16 protein-coding genes are annotated in these 17356 nt (G+C 54.6%); 8 read left to right on the plus strand and 8 right to left on the minus strand.

Annotation, left to right across the window (positions count from 1 at the left end; all coding sequences use genetic code 11):
• Positions 1–21: 21 nt before the first annotated feature.
• The 4 genes from JQN59_RS13515 to JQN59_RS13530 all read left to right on the plus strand — a co-directional run bounded on the left by JQN59_RS13515 (position 22) and on the right by JQN59_RS13530 (position 4727).
• Positions 22–1191, plus strand: coding sequence for an ABC transporter substrate-binding protein (locus JQN59_RS13515; protein WP_008784548.1), 1170 nt, complete (start codon positions 22–24; stop codon positions 1189–1191).
• On the plus strand, positions 1164–2699 hold the full coding sequence (locus tag JQN59_RS13520; RefSeq protein WP_149607145.1) for a thiamine ABC transporter permease: 1536 nt from the start codon (positions 1164–1166) through the stop codon (positions 2697–2699). The genes JQN59_RS13515 and JQN59_RS13520 overlap by 28 nt, the downstream gene beginning before the upstream one ends.
• Positions 2699–3331 carry an ATP-binding cassette domain-containing protein gene (locus tag JQN59_RS13525; protein WP_048214351.1) on the plus strand — a complete coding sequence of 211 codons (633 nt, stop codon included), beginning with the start codon at positions 2699–2701 and terminating at the stop codon, positions 3329–3331. The genes JQN59_RS13520 and JQN59_RS13525 overlap by 1 nt, the downstream gene beginning before the upstream one ends.
• Before the next feature lie 88 nt (positions 3332–3419).
• A complete protein-coding gene (locus JQN59_RS13530) occupies positions 3420–4727 on the plus strand; it encodes a sulfurtransferase (RefSeq protein WP_149607144.1) in 1308 nt (435 codons plus the stop codon).
• A 99-nt stretch (positions 4728–4826) separates the two neighbouring features.
• On the opposite strand, the gene JQN59_RS13535 is transcribed toward JQN59_RS13530, so the two are convergent.
• Positions 4827–5450 (minus strand): CDP-alcohol phosphatidyltransferase family protein, encoded by a 624-nt coding sequence (locus JQN59_RS13535; protein WP_048214353.1) that lies wholly within the window; start codon positions 5448–5450, stop codon positions 4827–4829.
• Entirely contained in the window at positions 5443–6012 is a 570-nt protein-coding gene (locus JQN59_RS13540) for a carboxymuconolactone decarboxylase family protein (RefSeq protein ID WP_136391779.1), read from the minus strand. Before JQN59_RS13540 ends, JQN59_RS13535 begins: the two co-directional genes overlap by 8 nt.
• A gap of 79 nt (positions 6013–6091) precedes the next feature.
• Between JQN59_RS13540 and JQN59_RS13545 the strand changes: the two genes are divergently transcribed.
• Positions 6092–6505, plus strand: coding sequence for a pyrimidine (deoxy)nucleoside triphosphate diphosphatase (locus tag JQN59_RS13545; RefSeq protein WP_048216321.1), 414 nt, complete (start codon positions 6092–6094; stop codon positions 6503–6505).
• On the opposite strand, the gene JQN59_RS13550 is transcribed toward JQN59_RS13545, so the two are convergent.
• Positions 6465–6725 (minus strand): YnjH family protein, encoded by a 261-nt coding sequence (locus JQN59_RS13550; protein WP_171846094.1) that lies wholly within the window; start codon positions 6723–6725, stop codon positions 6465–6467. The two genes, JQN59_RS13545 and JQN59_RS13550, sit on opposite strands and share 41 nt — an antisense overlap.
• 252 nt (positions 6726–6977) lie before the next feature.
• On the opposite strand from JQN59_RS13550, the gene gdhA reads away from it, so the two are divergent.
• Positions 6978–8321: an NADP-specific glutamate dehydrogenase gene (gene gdhA, locus JQN59_RS13555; protein WP_003832501.1), complete on the plus strand. Its 1344-nt coding sequence runs from the start codon at positions 6978–6980 to the stop codon at positions 8319–8321.
• An 80-nt stretch (positions 8322–8401) separates the two neighbouring features.
• Here gdhA and topB read toward each other — a convergent pair whose 3' ends face one another.
• The 3 genes from topB to JQN59_RS13570 all read right to left on the minus strand — a co-directional run bounded on the left by topB (position 8402) and on the right by JQN59_RS13570 (position 12064).
• On the minus strand, positions 8402–10348 hold the full coding sequence (gene topB / locus JQN59_RS13560; RefSeq protein WP_032934436.1) for a DNA topoisomerase III: 1947 nt from the start codon (positions 10346–10348) through the stop codon (positions 8402–8404).
• 4 nt (positions 10349–10352) lie between these two features.
• On the minus strand, positions 10353–11396 hold the full coding sequence (gene selD / locus JQN59_RS13565; RefSeq protein ID WP_003832497.1) for a selenide, water dikinase SelD: 1044 nt from the start codon (positions 11394–11396) through the stop codon (positions 10353–10355).
• A 116-nt stretch (positions 11397–11512) separates the two neighbouring features.
• Entirely contained in the window at positions 11513–12064 is a 552-nt protein-coding gene (locus JQN59_RS13570; protein WP_008784540.1) for an NAD(P)H nitroreductase, read from the minus strand.
• A gap of 175 nt (positions 12065–12239) precedes the next feature.
• Here JQN59_RS13570 and sppA point away from each other — a divergent pair, with 175 nt between their 5' ends.
• Entirely contained in the window at positions 12240–14096 is a 1857-nt protein-coding gene (sppA, locus tag JQN59_RS13575) for a signal peptide peptidase SppA (RefSeq protein WP_149607143.1), read from the plus strand.
• A 34-nt stretch (positions 14097–14130) separates the two neighbouring features.
• Here the strand turns inward: sppA and JQN59_RS13580 are convergent, their stop codons facing one another.
• Both JQN59_RS13580 and JQN59_RS13585 read right to left on the minus strand, forming a co-directional pair.
• A complete protein-coding gene (locus tag JQN59_RS13580; protein WP_149607142.1) occupies positions 14131–15198 on the minus strand; it encodes a GlxA family transcriptional regulator in 1068 nt (355 codons plus the stop codon).
• A gap of 12 nt (positions 15199–15210) precedes the next feature.
• Positions 15211–16131 carry a DMT family transporter gene (locus JQN59_RS13585; protein ID WP_149607141.1) on the minus strand — a complete coding sequence of 307 codons (921 nt, stop codon included), beginning with the start codon at positions 16129–16131 and terminating at the stop codon, positions 15211–15213.
• A gap of 201 nt (positions 16132–16332) precedes the next feature.
• Between JQN59_RS13585 and ansA the strand changes: the two genes are divergently transcribed.
• Positions 16333–17349, plus strand: coding sequence for an asparaginase (ansA, locus tag JQN59_RS13590; protein ID WP_003832492.1), 1017 nt, complete (start codon positions 16333–16335; stop codon positions 17347–17349).
• The last annotated feature ends 7 nt before the right edge of the window (positions 17350–17356 follow it).

Raw genomic sequence — 17356 nt, forward strand, 5'->3', positions numbered from 1 at the left:
ATTTTTAGCCATGGAGATATTATGCGTTACTGCTTATTGTGTCTGAGTTTGTTGCTCTGCCCGCTGGCGACGTTTGCCCAGGACGCCAGCTGGCAACAAATCAAAAATGACGCCCGTGGTCAAACGGTGTGGTTCAACGCCTGGGGTGGCGACAATGCAGTTAACCAGTATCTCGACTGGGTTAGCGGCGAGATGAAAACGCACTACGACATTAACCTGAAAATCGTGCGCCTGGCGGACGCCGCCGATGCCGTAAAACGCATCCAGACGGAAGCGGCATCCGGGCGAAAAACCGGCGGCTCTGTCGATTTACTGTGGGTTAACGGCGAAAACTTCCGTACGCTAAAAGAAGCCGGGCTGCTGCAAACCCAGTGGGCGCAAACGCTGCCTAACTGGCGCTATGTTGATACACAAAAACCGGTGACCGAAGATTTCTCCGTTCCAACAGAGGGGGCTGAATCACCGTGGGGCGGTGCCCAACTCACCTTTATTGCCCGGCGCGATCTTACCGCGCAGCCGCCGCAATCTCCGCAGGCACTGTTTAAATTCGCGCAGGCGCACCCTGGCACGGTGACCTATCCACGCCCGCCAGACTTTACCGGAACGGCTTTTCTTGAGCAGTTGCTAATTTCGCTCACCACCAAACCACAGGCATTGAAAGTTGCGCCAGATGCAGCGACATTCGCCGAAGTTACCGCGCCATTGTGGCAGTATCTTGATACCTTGCATCCTGTACTTTGGCGTGAAGGCAAAGATTTTCCTCCCACGCCAGCACGAATGGATGCACTGCTCAATAGCGGCACCCTGCGTTTATCATTGACCTTTAACCCTGCCCACGCGCAGCAAAAAGTGGCGAGCGGCGAATTGCCTAAAAGCAGCTACAGTTTTGGTTTCTCACAGGGCATGCTCGGCAACGTGCACTTTGTTGCCATTCCGGCGAATGCCCACGCCAGTGCCGGAGCAAAAGTCGTGGCAAACTTCCTGCTTTCTCCTGAAGCACAACTGCGCAAAGCTGACCCGGCTATCTGGGGAGATCCTTCGGTGCTTGATCCACAAAAATTGCCTGACGAACAGCGTGATGCGCTGCTGGCGCGGATCCCACAGGGGCTCCCTGCCGTGTTGCCAGAACCGCATGCAGCCTGGGTAAACGCTCTGGAACAAGAATGGCTACGCCGCTACGGTACGCATTAATTCTGCTACTCTGGGCCATCATGGCGGCAGTTTATCTGCCGTTGGCGCCAGCGGCATGGTCTCTGATAACACCGGCGCTTAGTACCACACACTGGCTGGCGCTCTTTGCCGATCCTCAACTCCCGCAGGCGTTACTGGCAACGCTGGTTTCCGTCGGCCTCGCGGCTGGGGGCGCACTGATTATCGCGCTGCTGGCGATCCTCGCCTTGTGGCCCGGCGCAGGCTGGGTACGTCTGTATACGCGTCTTCCGTGGCTGCTGGCAATTCCGCACGTTGCCTTCGCCACCAGCGTGCTGTTGGTTTTTGCTGAAGGCGGCATACTTTGGCAATGGCTCCCGTTCCTCAGCCCACAGCCGGACCGCTACGGCATTGGACTTGGCGTAACGCTGGCGGTGAAAGAGAGCGCCTTTTTGTTATGGATCCTCTCGGCCCTGCTAAGTGAAAAACAACTTTCGCAGCAGGTTATCGTGCTGGATTCGCTGGGTTACAGCCGACTGCAATGCCTGAACTGGCTGGTTCTGCCCGCTATCGGCCCGGCATTAGGTAAAGCTATGCTGGCAGTCGTGGCCTGGTCACTCTCCGTTGTTGATGTGGCAATCGTTCTTGGCCCCGGCAATCCGCCAACGCTTGCCGTATTGAGCTGGCAGTGGCTCAGTCAGGGCGACGTCGAACAGCAGGCGAAAGGCGCACTTGCCAGTCTGTTGCTGGTGCTGTTACTCCTTGTTATCGCGCTGGTGGGTTATCTGCTCTGGCGTACCTGGCGACATACTATTCCGGCAGTAAACGGTGAACGCCAGCATTTTTCATCTATGACAATCGTACGCCCGCTGGTACAGATTTTGCCCGTCAGCGGTGTGGTATGCGCGCTGGTACTGGCGCTTATCGCCAGCTATTCCTCGCTAAACAACGAGGCGCTCAGCAATAGCCTGCAACTGGGGCTCCTTTCCAGCGTGCTGGCGCTTCTGATACTTTTTGCCTGGCTGGAATGGGGTCCACAAACCGGACACCGCTGGGTCTGGCTACCGCTCATTTTGCCTGCGCTACCGCTGGTAACCGGACAATATCTGCTGGCGTTATATGCCGAACAAGATGGACTGATGACGACCATTATCTGGGGCCACCTGCTGTGGGTGATGCCCTGGATGCTATTTGTGCTTAAACCGGCGTGGCAGCGCATTGACCCACGATTAATTTTGATTGCGCAAACCCTGGGCTGGACGCGGGGGCGGATATTCTGGCTGGTGAAATGCCCGCAGCTGGCGCGCCCGGCATTGATTGCCTTCGCGGTTGGCTTCTCGGTTAGTATCGCCCAGTATATGCCAACGCTGTGGCTAGGTGCCGGACGCTATCCTACGTTAACCACCGAAGCGGTGGCATTAAGCAGCGGCGGTAGCAGTGCGATTCTGGCAACACAAGCGTTGTGGCAGCTGCTTTTACCACTGCTCGTTTTCGCACTTGCAGCCTTTCTCGCCGCGTGGATCGGCCGCTTTCGACAAGGACTCCGCTAATGCTTACCGTACGAGGCGTTTCGTTGTACCAGGGCGCGAAAGCGCTGGTGAAAGACGTTAATTTTCAGGTTAACAAAAGTGACATTGTCACAATTATGGGACCTTCCGGCAGCGGGAAATCTTCGCTGTTTTCATGGATGATCGGGGCGTTATCTCCCCAGTTCCAGTCCTCAGGCGAACTGTGGCTTAATGAACGGCGCATCGATACGTTACCTACCACGCAGCGCCAGATTGGCATTTTGTTTCAGGATGCGCTGCTGTTTGACCATTTCAGCGTTGGGCAGAATTTACTGCTAGCCTTACCCGCCAGACTGCAAGGTCCTGCCAGGCGTCATGAGGTAGAAAGCGCCCTCGCACGCGCGGACCTGGCAGGATTTTATTCACGCGATCCGGCTTCGCTCTCCGGTGGGCAGCGTTCGCGGGTCGCCCTGCTCCGCGCGCTGCTGGCGCAGCCCCAGGCGCTGTTACTTGATGAACCCTTTAGCAGGCTGGATGCGTCGCTACGCGATAACTTTCGCCAATGGGTCTTCACCGAGGTGCGTAAATTGGGGATCCCTGTGGTACAGGTGACACATGACGCGCAGGACGTACCGCCTGCAGGCCGCGTATTTCAGATGGAAAACTGGGCGTGAATGTGGCGATATGCTGCGTTAACGCAAGGTTTTTACGTAACTGGCGGCACAGAATGTCGTCTTCTTTTTTTCAACGTCGGGCTATTCGATGAAACGTGTTTCTCAAATGACCGCGCTGGCACTGGCTTTAGGGCTCGCTTGCGCTTCTTCCTGGGCTGCTGAAACAGCACAGACGCTCACCCTCAACCAGTTACAGCAAAAGCAAGGCGCGGCGATCGATACCCGTCAGAGCGCTTTTTACAACGGCTGGCCACAATCGCTCAATGGTCCTTCAGGACACGAACCTTCCGCACTGAACCTGTCTGCCGCCTGGCTCGACAAGATGGATGATGAACAACTCAGCGCCTGGGTTAAGTCACATCAACTTAAGACCGACGCTCCGGTGGCGCTGTATGGCAGTAATAACGACATGCAGGCCGTTAAATCCCGTCTGCAAAAAGTTGGCTTTAACCAGATTTCAACCCTCAGCGATGCGCTGACAGATCCTGCGCGTCTGCAACGTCTGCCGCACTTCGAACAGTTGGTCTACCCACAGTGGCTGCACAATTTTCAGCAGGGTAAAGACGTGACTGCCAAACCGGCGGGTGACTGGAAAGTGATTGAAGCCGCCTGGGGCGCGCCGAAGTTGTATCTGCTCAGCCACATCCCGGGCGCGGGCTATATTGATACCAATGAAGTTGAAAGCGAACCGCTGTGGAATAAAGTTTCCGATGAGCAGCTTAAAGCGATGCTGGCGAAACACGGTATCCGCCACGACACCACGGTGATTTTATATGGCCGCGATGTTTATGCCGCCGCGCGCGTGGCGCAAATTATGCTGTACGCAGGCGTGAAAGATGTTCGTCTGCTCGACGGCGGCTGGCAAACCTGGTCCGACTCAGGTTTACCGGTCGAACGTGGTACTCCGCCAACGGTGAAACCAGAACCTGATTTCGGCGTAAAAATCCCTGCCCAGCCGCAGCTGATGCTCGATACGGAACAGGCTCGCGGTCTGCTGCATCGCCAGGATGCGTCTTTGGTGAGCATTCGTTCATGGCCAGAATTTGTCGGTACTACCAGCGGCTACAGCTACATTAAGCCAAAAGGTGAGATCGCAGGCGCGCGTTGGGGCCACGCGGGCAGCGACTCTACCCATATGGAAGATTTCCATAACCCGGATGGCACCATGCGCAGCGCGGATGACATCGCCGCCATGTGGAAGCAATGGAATATCCTGCCGAATCAACAGGTCTCTTTCTATTGCGGTACCGGCTGGCGTGCTTCAGAAACGTTTATGTATGCCCGCGCGATGGGCTGGAAAAACGTCTCTGTTTACGATGGTGGCTGGTACGAGTGGAGCAGCAATCCGAAAAACCCGGTCGCCAGCGGTGAACGGGGTCCGGACGCCAGCAAGTAAGACAGGCATTATTGCCGGATGCGGCGAGAACGCTTTACCCAGCTACCTATATCATTGTTGTAGGCCGGATAAGCGAAGCGCATCCGGCAACGCATTACATTACATCTGACGCTGAACGGTTTTCAGCGTCAGATATCCGCTCCAGATCCGGGTGAACGTTGTCATCCAGCACAACGCGCCAAAGACCCACGCCAGCACGGCAAAATAGTCCGGGAACAGACACCCCAACACAAACAGCAAAATTGTCTCAGTTCCTTCGGTCAACCCGCCCAGATAATAAAACGATTTATGCGCATAACCGGGGTTATCAATCTGATGTTTCGCTGCCAGTGCGGCGAAGGCCAGAAAGCTGCTACCGGTGCCAATAAACGCGAACAACAGCCAACTGCCTGCCAGCGCATTTTGCGCCGGAGCGGCAAGAATAAAGCCAAACGGCACAAGGGCGTAAAACAGAAAATCGAGCGAGATATCGAGAAATCCCCCCGCGTCGGATAGCCCTCTGCGCCGTGCCAGCGCCCCATCCAGTCCGTCAAACAACCGATTGAGCACAATGGCCACCAGCGCAGCCAGATACCAGCCTAACGCCAGAAATGGCAACGCCAGCACGCCAATGGCAAATCCGACCAACGTAAGTCCGTCCGGGGTAATCGCCGGTTTATCGATAATACCTACGCACCGATGCAACAGCGGTTTTAATCGTGGATGAAGATGGCGGTCAAGCATGCGGGCGTCCTTTAAAACTGTCGCACAGTCCCTGCGAGGGAATATCGAGAGCGGCATTAAAACGCGCCGAGAGATTTTGAAACGCAATCAGCGCGGTCATTTCAGTAATCGCGGTATCGGTAAAATACTGCTTCATCTGCACTTTCAGCGCATCGTCAACCTGTGGAGGCGTTGCGGTAACCGCATCGGCATAGGCCAGCGCTACGCGCTCTTCTGCACTGAACAGCGTCGAATCTTGCCAGGTGGCAACCTGCATGACTTTATCCAGCGCGCCACAGCGTTCTGCCAGCCGTAAACTATTCGCATCAACACAGAAAGCACAGTGGCAAACCTGAGAAACGCGGGTCATCAACAGCGCACGCATCACCGGCGTTAAGCGCGCCTTTTTACGCTCCAGAAACCCGACAAACAGCGCCACCAGCCAGAACAGAAACGGCATCCGCCCCCACCAACGCGTGGGATGCAGCACATCGCCATAATGTTTTTTCTGCGTGGCAACGAGCGGTTTTAAACTGGAAGGGATACGCGTTAACGGCTTTACCCACGACTGAGGTTCGTTCAACGGTGGCTCCTGAATACTTTAGATAAAACAAAGATAACGATAGTATGTCATTTTCTGCTGTTAGATCTTGATGAATATGATGAAAACCCTCGACGTGGTCGCCGCTATCATTGAACGTGATGGCAAAATTTTACTGGCTCAGCGTCCGCTGCATGCGGATCAGTCAGGCATGTGGGAGTTTGCCGGCGGTAAGGTTGAATCTGGCGAAAGTCAGCCCGAGGCGCTGATCCGTGAACTGCGTGAAGAGTTGGGCATTGAGGCGGTCGTGGGGCGCTACATTGCCAGTCATCAACGCGAGGTTTCAGGCCGATTGATTCACCTACACGCCTGGCATGTACCGTCTTTTCAGGGGGAATTGAGAGCGTTTGAACATCAGGATATCGTCTGGTGCTCACCCGAAGAGGCGCTGCGTTATCCGCTGGCGCCCGCCGATATCCCGCTGTTAGAGACGTTTATCCTTTTACGCGCCGCCAGACCAGCGGATTCGTGCTGATCGTTTTATCATCGCGCTGGCACTGCAACAGAACGCCATCGGCTTTAATCACCGCCCCTTCAGAGTAGTTTTGATCCTGATAAATACAGCACTGGCTACAGGGCTGCGCCCGCTGACCGCTGGAACTGAACACTTCCGGCGGTACATTCACCTGCACGTCCGGGCGATAAAGCTGATTTGCCAGCGTCGCGCAGGACACCAGTACCAACGCTCCTGCCATGATTAAACGGCGCATTGTCTTTCCTTTTTAACTGACATTTATGCTCAGTATAACGGTATAAATCGGCAGAAACTTTAGTCCCTTCCATCATCGCTTTTGGTTATGACCCACGGCGCAATATTAATTTACTTAGCGGGATTAATTTTTTCTTGCGTCCCGTCACACTGCTGATGGTATAGTCAAAAACTGCACAACACATAACATAAATATCAAAAATATAACCATATCAATACATAAGAGGTTCTTATATCTATGGATCAGACATGTTCTCTGGAGTCATTTCTCAACCATGTGCAAAAGCGCGACCCGAATCAAACCGAGTTCGCGCAAGCCGTTCGTGAGGTAATGACGACGCTGTGGCCCTTTCTCGAGCAAAACCCGCGTTATCGTCAGATGTCGTTGCTGGAACGTCTGGTTGAACCGGAGCGCGTGATCCAGTTCCGCGTAGTTTGGCTGGACGATCGCAATCAGGTACAGGTCAACCGCGCGTGGCGCGTACAGTTTAGCTCTGCCATTGGCCCGTACAAAGGCGGTATGCGTTTTCACCCTTCCGTGAACCTGTCTATCCTGAAATTCCTGGGTTTCGAGCAGACCTTTAAGAACGCCCTCACCACGCTGCCAATGGGCGGTGGTAAAGGCGGGAGCGATTTCGATCCGAAAGGTAAAAGCGAAGGCGAAATCATGCGTTTCTGCCAGGCACTGATGACCGAACTGTTCCGCCATTTAGGTCCTGATACCGACGTCCCGGCGGGCGATATCGGCGTGGGTGGTCGTGAAGTCGGCTTTATGGCCGGGATGATGAAAAAACTGTCCAACAACAGCGCCTGCGTCTTTACCGGTAAAGGTCTCTCTTTTGGCGGCAGCCTGATCCGCCCGGAAGCCACCGGCTACGGTCTGGTGTACTTCACCGAAGCAATGCTCAAACGCCATGGTCTGGGCTTTGAAGGCATGCGCGTGGCGGTTTCTGGCTCCGGCAACGTAGCGCAATTCGCCATAGAGAAAGCCATGGAGTTTGGCGCGCGAGTAGTTACCGCCTCCGATTCCAGTGGTACCGTAGTTGACGAAAGCGGATTTACCAAAGAAAAACTGGCGCGTCTGTGCGCGATCAAAGACAGCCGTGACGGTCGCGTGGCGGATTACGCCCGTGAGTTTGGCCTGACCTATCTGGAAGGCAAACAGCCGTGGTCGGTTCCGGTCGATATCGCCCTGCCGTGCGCCACTCAGAATGAACTGGATGTCGATGCAGCGCGCGTACTGATCGCCAACGGCGTGAAAGCTGTCGCCGAAGGGGCAAACATGCCGACCACTATCGAGGCCACCGATCTGTTCCTCGAAGCGGGCGTACTGTTCGCACCGGGTAAAGCCGCCAACGCCGGTGGCGTAGCGACATCCGGTCTGGAAATGGCGCAAAACGCCGCTCGTCTGGGCTGGAAAGCGGAGAAAGTGGATGCGCGCCTGCACCACATCATGCTGGATATTCACCATGCCTGCGTTGAATACGGCGGCGAAAGCAAGCAGACCAACTACGTACGTGGCGCCAACATCGCGGGCTTCGTGAAGGTTGCCGACGCGATGCTGGGTCAGGGCGTGATTTAACATTGTCTCTGCAGGCCGGATTAGGCACGGGTGCCGCATCCGGCTAAGCCTGATGCGCTATGCTTATCAGGCCTACAAACTTACAGGCCCGCCTCTTCAGATGGCGGGCTTTTTTTCGCCGGACGTTTACGCGGCGCGCTTTTTTTCTTATCGCTACCACTACCGCCAGGTGCAGCAATTCCACGAAAGCGTCGTACCGGTGTGCTGCGCGCCTGATCGATAAGCTGATACAGCGTCCCCACCAGCGGTTGCATGAAATCCTGATAGCGGCACTGCTTTTCGCTGATTTGGGTCAGGATAGATTCCCAGTGCGCGGTCATGTCCGGGCGCGTCGCCATTTCTGGCAGCGAGTGGAACAGCGCTTTTCCCGCATCGGTCGAATGGATATAACGTCCTTTTTTCACCAGGAACCCGCGCTTAAACAGCAGCTCGATAATTCCGGCGCGCGTCGCTTCCGTACCTAAACCATCCGTTGCGCGCAGGATCTTCTTCAGATCTTTATCCTGCACGAATCGCGCAATCCCGGTCATCGCTGACAGCAGCGTGGCATCGGTAAAGTGCCGCGGGGGCTGGGTCTGACGTTCAACCACTTCGCCTTTTTCGCACAGCAGTTCGTCATCTTTTGCCACCACCGGCAGCGGCGTTCCGTCGTTATCTTCGTCGCGCTCTTTGTTACCGAGGAGCGTGCGCCATCCGGCTTCCGCCAGAAAACGCGCTTTGGCGACAAACTTACCTTTGGCGATATCCAGCTCAATAACGCACTTCCTGAATACCGCATCTGCGCAAAATTGCATCAGATACTGACGGGCAATCAGGTTGTAAATTTTCGCTTCGTTGTCGTTCAGGTTAATGGACGAACTGCGTGCGGTAGGAATGATGGCGTGGTGCGCATCCACTTTTTTGTCGTCCCAACAGCGATTTCGCGTATCGGGATTGACCGCCGGCTGCGGGAGCAGATCCGGCGCATGGACGCTAATCGCGTTCAGTACCGCGTGACGTCCGGCAAAGTGTTCTTCCGGCAGATAACGGCTATCCGAACGCGGATAGGTAATCAACTTATGGGTTTCATACAGCTTCTGGCAGATATCCAGAACGTTTTGCGCACTTAAACCGAAGCGCTTCGCCGCTTCAATCTGCAACGCCGACAGCGAGAACGGCAACGGCGCGGATTCTGATTCCCGTTTATCGTTATAACTGGTGACTATCGCCGGTTGACCGTTAATGCGGTTCACCACGTGTTCAGCCAGCGTGCGATTCAGCAAGCGCCCTTCTTCATCCTGATACGGCTCACACGCTTCGCTCGGCTGCCAGATAGCGGTAAACCGCTCATCGGCGGGCGTTACGATATGCGCTTTCACTTCGAAGAAGTCTTTGGCGACGAAGTTCTCTATCTCTTCATCGCGACGCACAACCAGCCCGAGCACCGGCGTTTGTACGCGCCCGACCGAAAGTACGCCCTGATAGCCCGCGTTACGTCCAAGAATGGTGTAAGCGCGCGTCATATTGATACCGTACAACCAGTCCGCACGCGCTCGCGCCAGTGCCGACACGCACAGCGGGATAAACTCACTGTTGGCGCGCAGCCGCTCAATAGCCCGCTCAACGGCCTGTGGGTTGAGGTCGTTAATCAGGCAACGCTGCACCTTCTGGCGCTTTTCAGGTGCCAGTTGCAGGTAATCCAGCACTTCATCCACCAGCAGTTGCCCTTCACGATCGGGGTCACCGGCGTGAATAACTTCGCTGGCTTCATGCAAAAAGCGCTTAATGACGTTGAGCTGTTTGGTCACCGAGGGGCGCGGTTGCAGTTGCCACTTTTCCGGGACAATCGGCAGATCGACCAGACTCCAGCGAGCGTAACGACTGTCGTAGGCATCCGGCTGCGCCTGTTCAAGCAGGTGACCAATACACCAGGTCACCACTTGTCCATTTCCGCATTCAATAAAACCATCGCCTTTGCGATGCGGCTTCGGCAGCACATCGGCGATAGCACGTGCCAGACTTGGTTTTTCGGCAATAAACAACCGCATCGAGTTAACGAATCTCAACCATGGCGCGACCGCCACGAGCTTCCACTAACTCACCAATGGCGGTGAGATCGATACCGAACTGCGCCGCTGCCGCTTTCACTTCGGCTTCAGCTTCCGGCGTTACCGCCAGCAGTAGACCACCTGAAGTTTGCGGATCGCACAGCAGATCGCGTACCGATTGCGGCATTTCACCCATCAGGTGTCCGTAGCTGGCAAAGTTACGTTGGGTACCACCCGGCACCGCGCCCTGCGCGATGTATTCTTCAACGCCAGGCAGCTTAGGAATATCCTGGTAGACGATCTGTGCCTGAACGCCTGCGCCCTGGCACATCTCACTCAGATGCCCCAGCAGACCAAAACCGGTAACATCGGTCATGGCTTTCACGCCGTCAATATCGGCGAATGCCGCACCGGCAATGTTCATCCGGCACATCACTTCTGTCGCCAGTCCTTTATGTTCTTCCTTCAGTAGTGATTTTTTCTCTGCGGTTGTCAGAACACCTATGCCCAGAGGCTTGGTCAGGAACAACTTACACCCTGCCTCAGCGGTGCTGTTTTTCTTCACGCGTTCGGTCGGCACAACGCCGGTTACCGCAAGGCCGAAGATAGGCTCTGGGGCATCAATAGAGTGGCCGCCCGCCAGCGCAATACCCGCCTGACGGCAGGCAAAGCGTCCGCCTTCGGTGACTTCACGGGCGATTTCCGGTGCCAGTTTATCCAGCGGCCAGCCCAGAATAGCAATTGCCATAATCGGTTTGCCGCCCATGGCGAAAATATCGCTGATGGCGTTAGTCGCTGCGATGCGTCCAAAATCAAACGGATTATCGACAATCGGCATAAAGAAATCGGTGGTGCTGATAACGCTGGTGCCGTTTCCCAGATCGTATACGGCCGCGTCGTCGCGGGTTTCATTACCCACCAGTAAGTTCGGATCAACAAACTTCGCCTGCTCGCTGTGCAGGATGGTTTCCAGCACTTTTGGGGAAATTTTACAACCGCAACCGGCTCCGTGGCTGTATTGCGTTAAACGAATAGCTTGCTCGCTCATGGACATCTCCTGTCATTGCAATCCGGATATGGTAGCGCTCATTCCTTGATGTGGTAAGAGTGACTGTCTGAATTCGGGTGTCTTTGCTCAGAATCCAGACAGTTTTGCCGTTGATATCAGAAATAACGGACGAATGCGCTCGGATCGGCAAGGTTAATCGTCGTGGATGCTTTTAGCTGCGGTGTGCCCAGATAGAGGAAACCGACGATTTTATCTTGCGGGCGACAGTCGAATGCTTCGCGCACGACCGCACTTTCGGTTAATGCACCACTGCGCCAGATACCGCCAAAGCCCTGGGCAATTGCGGCCATCTGCATAGCCATCACCGCACAACCGGCAGACATTTCTTGTTCCCACAGAGGAACCTTGTCGTTTTCTTCACATTTCGCCACCACGGTAATAATCAGCGGTGCGCGAAACGGTGCGCTGCGTGCTTTTTCCTGGGCTTTCTCGTCACTGCCTGCGGCGATCGCCCCTTTTTCAAGCACCGCGCTAAAACGCTCACGCCCTTCGCCCTCAATGACAAAGAATTGCCACGGTTGCAGCGTTTTGTGGTCTGGCGCGCGCATACCCGCCCGCAGAATGTTTTGCAGTTGCTCTCCTGTCGGGGCCGGCTCGACGAGACGAGAGGCGCTACGACGGGTAATCAGTAATTCGAGTGCATCCATTTGCTTAACTCCAACAATGAGATTTGTTCACAAAATTAACACGTGAGCGGATTTTGTTACAGCACAGGCGGTGATTCCTGCTGACAAGTGCCTGTCGGGTCATTACGATAGCCTCATCTTATCGCCTTTCTCCGGAATTTCGGGATGGCGTGTTGTTAATCGGTAGGGAGAATACATGCGAACCCTGTGGCGATTTATTGCCGGATTTTTTAAATGGACATGGCGATTACTGAATTTCGTCCGTGAATTTGTGCTTAACCTGTTCTTCATCTTCTTGGTGCTGGTGGGCGTGGGCATCTGGATGCAGGTCAGCAGCAGCAATACCAGTGAACACGCTGAGCGAGGCGCACTGCTGCTGGATATCTCGGGGGTGATTGTCGATAAGCCTTCGAGCACCAGTCGCTTAAGCGTTATTGGTCGTCAGCTGTTTGGTGCCAGTTCCGATCGTCTGCAGGAAAACTCCCTGTTCGATATCGTGAATACTATTCGCCAGGCAAAAGATGATCGCAACATCACCGGCATTGTGATGGATCTGAAAAATTTTGCCGGGGCCGACCAGCCTTCCATGCAGTATATCGGTAAAGCGCTGCGGGAATTCCGCGACAGCGGCAAACCGGTCTTTGCCGTGGGCGATAACTTCAGCCAGGGGCAGTACTACCTCGCCAGTTTCGCCAATAAAATTTATCTCTCTCCGCAGGGCTCCGTTGATCTGCACGGCTTTGCCACCAACGGTTTGTACTACAAGTCCCTGCTCGACAAGCTGAAAGTTTCCACGCACGTGTTCCGTGTCGGGACTTATAAGTCTGCCGTAGAACCGTTCATTCGTGATGATATGTCTCCTGCCGCGCGCGAGGCCGACAGCCGCTGGATCGGCGAGCTGTGGCAGAACTATCTCGACACGGTCGCTGCCAACCGCCAGATCCCTGCTCAGCAGGTGTTCCCGGGCGCACAGGCCATGCTGGACGGTTTGACAAAAGTCGATGGTGATACCGCGAAATATGCGCTCGACAACAAACTGGTGGATGCACTGGCCTCCAGCGCCGAAGTCGAAAAAATGCTGACCAAACAATTTGGCTGGAGCAAAGCGGATAAAAATTATCGCGCCGTCAGCTATTACGATTACTCGCTGAAAACGCCAGCGGATACTGGGGACAGCATTGGCGTCGTCTTCGCGAATGGCGCAATTATGGACGGTGAAGAAACCCCTGGGAATGTGGGCGGTGACACGACTGCCGCGCAGATCCGCGAAGCGCGTCTTGATCCGAAAGTGAAAGCAATTGTCCTGCGCGTGAACAGCCCTGGCGGCAGCGTCAGCGCTTCCGAAGTCATTCGCGCTGAGCTGGCTGCGGCAAAAGCGGCAGGCAAGCCGGTTGTCGTGTCCATGGGCGGCATGGCGGCATCCGGCGGGTACTGGATCTCCACCCCAGCAAGCTACATTGTGGCGAACCCCAGCACGCTGACCGGTTCAATCGGGATCTTTGGCGTGATCAACACTGTGGAAAACAGTCTGGATTCCATTGGTGTACACACCGACGGCGTGGCGACATCCCCACTGGCGGATATCTCCTTCACCAAAGCGTTACCACCTGAAGTGCAGCAAATGATGCAACTGAGCATCGAGAACGGCTATAAGCGCTTTATCACGCTGGTCGCAGATGCGCGTAAGACAACGCCTGAGCAGATTGACAAAATCGCGCAGGGCCACGTCTGGACCGGCCAGGATGCGAAAGCCAACGGTCTGGTAGACAGTCTGGGTGATTTTGATGACGCCGTGGCGAAAGCGGCTGAGCTGGCCAAACTGAAGCAATGGCACATTGAGTATTATCAGGACGAACCGACATTCGTTGATATGGTGATGGACAGCATGTCCGGTTCCGTTCGTGCCATGCTGCCTGAAGCGATCCAGGCGATGCTCCCGGCGCCGCTCGCTTCTGCGGCGAGTACGGTTAAAGCGGAGAGCGATAAGCTGGCAGCGTTTAACGATCCGCAAAACCGCTATGCGTTTTGCCTGACCTGCGCCAACGTTCGCTAACCTGCCAATGCTGCCCCTGTCGGGGCAGCATTTTTTACGCATTCTGATGTCGCGTACTGCGAAAATCTCCAGGCGTACAGCCAAACTCCCGACTAAACAAACGAATAAAGTGCGCACAGTCGCTAAATCCCAGACGCAGCGCAATCTCCGTGACACTCTCTCCAGAATTCATCAACAGCCAGTGGGCATAACGCAAACGCGCACGTCGGATAAACTCTCCCGGCGACTGGGCGAACTCGGCGTTAAACAACCGGGTAAGCTGTCGCGGACTCAGGTTGACTTCAGCGGCCAGCCAGCGGGTCGAAATGGGCTTTACCAGTCCTTGCTCAATTAAAAAGACCGCTTTGCGTAACCGACTGTCGCTCACGTGGGTAAAACCTATCGCTCTGGAGACCGCCACTGACGTGCTGTCTATGCGGTTGGGGACGGACATCTGGAAGATGGCTTTTGTCGCCCTGTCGGGACCACAGTGGCGGCGAATAAGCTCTGTTGCCAGCCCTATCGTCGAAATGCCCCCCGGACAAGTCAGAATCCCTTTTTCCTCAACAAAATCGACCCCGCTACGGGCAGCCAGCTGAGGAAATTGCGTTTTAAAATCATTCAGATGCCAGGGATGGATCGCCGCCATCAGCCCATTGAGGAAACCTTCTTGCGCCAGAACAAAGCTCCCCGTGCAGATACCTACCAGCGGAATGTTGAGCTGATGCGCAAGATGCAGGTAACGTCGCGCGGCCCGATCGGCTTTCGCCATACTGCGCAGCAAGCCGCCAATCACCACCACATAATCAAATTGTTCCGGTGCAACGAATGCGCTATCCGGCATCATCGCCATTCCTGAACTGCTTAGAACTGGTCGGTCTGGTGTAGCGCTCATCAGACGCCAGGAGCAGCGAATTTTCTGGCTATCATCCCCCATATCCGCCGCATGACGTAACGCATCGGTTAACCCCGCCAGCGCCAGCAGAGGAAATTCCGGCCACAGAAGAATGCCGACATTCAACTGTGGTCTGCGCGGTGTCTCTGTCTGACTCGCATCGATAGCCGTAATGATGTCTCCATCCGCCCACTCGCCTGGCTGAAAAATTCTCAGGTCTTTCTTCACTTCAGGCTCCCGTTATAAACGTGAAAGGCGGCGTAAATTCGCGCTGGGGGGTAATGAAACACAAAGCAATCCAATCAATATCAAGAGAGCGCCTGCGATAAACGCGGGCTGCAGGGATTCACCAAGAAAGAGTACCCCGGCAATGATTCCCATCGCTGGCGTCATTAAAATCAGGGTTCCCAAAGATGCGACATGATAATAACGCAGCAGGGTAAACCAGATCAGGTAACTTAAAAAGGCGACAATCACCGTCTGAAAAGTCAGACTCATCACCAACACAGTCGTCAGTTGTACCGTCGTTTCTCCCAGCATCAGTCCGATAAGCAATAAAATCAGCGCGGTAGTCGCCAGTTGATAAAACAGTGTGCAGGACGAGGGAATAGTGGCGAGTCGGCTACAGCGGATCAACACACTGGACGCCCCCCACGCCATACCGGCGAAAAGCCCGCACAGATCGCCCGTCAGGCTCCATTGTGTGTTGCCATTTTGAGGAACCATCGTAACGGCGATGGCGATGCCCAAAAAGGCGATCGCAAGCCCACACCATTGCATACGACTCAGTCGCTCTTCAGGTAAAAGAAAATGTAATCCAATGGCCGAAAACAAAGGCGCAGTATACAGATAAAGCGCCATATGGGAGGCCGTCGTTAACGTGATCCCTACGGAAACCAGCACAAATTCAAGCGCAAATAGTAATCCAACGATTGCGCCCATTTTGGCGATATTACGGTCACGCAGAAGGCCAAAAATATTATCTCGTCGCTGAAACAACAATCCAATAAACAGCGCGGCGATTGCGGAACGCAAACCGACCTGTAAAAAAGGTAACATATCATCAGCAGCCGCTTTAATTGCCACCTGCTGACTGCCCCAGACACCGCAAATCACCACCATCAGCAAAATAGCCGCATTATCAATTCTCTTTCTGATCATTTCTGCACTCGACAACAACACACACCATAGAAGGCTGCTACTGTAGGGCCGAGGGTGCAAAACCACACTGAACAAACGGGACAAGGCACTGAACATAAATGACATATTGATCGGATGGCAGGTATGCGTCATTTGCACTGTATTTTTTCGGGGGGAACTTTATACTGCGCCTGTTTATGCACAACTTAACCTGTGACGCCCATGCAAAAGAAATCGATTTACGTTGCCTATACCGGCGGTACCATTGGTATGCAGCGCTCAGAACAGGGTTATATTCCTGTTTCCGGTCATCTCCAGCGTCAGCTGGCACTGATGCCTGAATTCCACCGCCCAGAGATGCCAGACTTCACCATCCACGAATACGTCCCGCTGATGGATTCCTCAGACATGACGCCAGAAGACTGGCAGCATATTGCTGAAGACATTAAAGCGCACTACGACGATTACGATGGTTTTGTCATTCTGCACGGCACTGACACCATGGCGTTTACGGCTTCGGCGCTCTCATTTATGCTGGAGAATCTGGGCAAGCCAGTCATTGTGACAGGGTCACAAATCCCATTAGCAGAGCTACGTTCTGACGGACAAATCAATTTGCTGAATGCGTTGTACGTTGCAGCAAATTATCCGATCAATGAAGTGACCCTGTTTTTCAACAACCGACTGTTTCGCGGCAACCGGACCACTAAAGCGCATGCTGATGGTTTTGACGCGTTTGCCTCACCCAACCTCGCACCACTGCTGGAAGCCGGGATCCACATTCGTCGGCTGGGAACACCGCCCGCACCTCACGGCACAGGTGAGTTGATTGTGCATCCTATCACTCCGCAACCGATTGGCGTGGTCACTATTTATCCAGGGATCTCCGCTGATGTAGTACGCAACTTCCTGCGCCAGCCAGTAAAAGCATTAATTTTGCGCTCCTACGGCGTGGGCAATGCGCCGCAGAATAAAGAGTTCCTGAAAGAACTTGAAGATGCGAGCTCGCGTGGCATTGTGGTGGTGAACCTTACGCAGTGTATGTCCGGCAAGGTGAACATGGGGGGCTACGCGACAGGGAATGCGCTGGCGCATGCTGGCGTGATTGGCGGCGCGGATATGACCGTCGAAGCCACACTCACCAAACTGCACTATTTGCTGAGTCAGGGACTGGATACGCAGACAATTCGTGAAGCAATGACGCAAAATCTGCGTGGTGAGCTCACGCCCGACGATTAAAGGAGTC

The organism is Citrobacter sp. B72, from assembly GCF_016894305.1.
In the GTDB taxonomy this organism is placed as follows: Bacteria; Pseudomonadota; Gammaproteobacteria; order Enterobacterales; family Enterobacteriaceae; genus Citrobacter; species Citrobacter portucalensis.

Excerpts from the sequence above, each read along its gene's own strand:
- JQN59_RS13515 (WP_008784548.1), top strand. The coding sequence starts at position 22 with ATGCGTTACTGCTTATTGTGTCTGAGTTTGTTGCTCTGCCCGCTGGCG.
- JQN59_RS13520 (WP_149607145.1), top strand. The coding sequence starts at position 1,164 with ATGGCTACGCCGCTACGGTACGCATTAATTCTGCTACTCTGGGCCATC.
- JQN59_RS13525 (WP_048214351.1), top strand. The coding sequence starts at position 2,699 with ATGCTTACCGTACGAGGCGTTTCGTTGTACCAGGGCGCGAAAGCGCTG.
- JQN59_RS13530 (WP_149607144.1), top strand. The coding sequence starts at position 3,420 with ATGAAACGTGTTTCTCAAATGACCGCGCTGGCACTGGCTTTAGGGCTC.
- JQN59_RS13535 (WP_048214353.1), bottom strand. The coding sequence starts at position 5,450 with ATGCTTGACCGCCATCTTCATCCACGATTAAAACCGCTGTTGCATCGG.
- JQN59_RS13545 (WP_048216321.1), top strand. The coding sequence starts at position 6,092 with ATGAAAACCCTCGACGTGGTCGCCGCTATCATTGAACGTGATGGCAAA.
- JQN59_RS13550 (WP_171846094.1), bottom strand. The coding sequence starts at position 6,725 with ATGGCAGGAGCGTTGGTACTGGTGTCCTGCGCGACGCTGGCAAATCAG.
- gdhA (WP_003832501.1), top strand. The coding sequence starts at position 6,978 with ATGGATCAGACATGTTCTCTGGAGTCATTTCTCAACCATGTGCAAAAG.
- topB (WP_032934436.1), bottom strand. The coding sequence starts at position 10,348 with ATGCGGTTGTTTATTGCCGAAAAACCAAGTCTGGCACGTGCTATCGCC.
- selD (WP_003832497.1), bottom strand. The coding sequence starts at position 11,396 with ATGAGCGAGCAAGCTATTCGTTTAACGCAATACAGCCACGGAGCCGGT.
- JQN59_RS13570 (WP_008784540.1), bottom strand. The coding sequence starts at position 12,064 with ATGGATGCACTCGAATTACTGATTACCCGTCGTAGCGCCTCTCGTCTC.
- sppA (WP_149607143.1), top strand. The coding sequence starts at position 12,240 with ATGCGAACCCTGTGGCGATTTATTGCCGGATTTTTTAAATGGACATGG.
- JQN59_RS13585 (WP_149607141.1), bottom strand. The coding sequence starts at position 16,131 with ATGATCAGAAAGAGAATTGATAATGCGGCTATTTTGCTGATGGTGGTG.
- ansA (WP_003832492.1), top strand. The coding sequence starts at position 16,333 with ATGCAAAAGAAATCGATTTACGTTGCCTATACCGGCGGTACCATTGGT.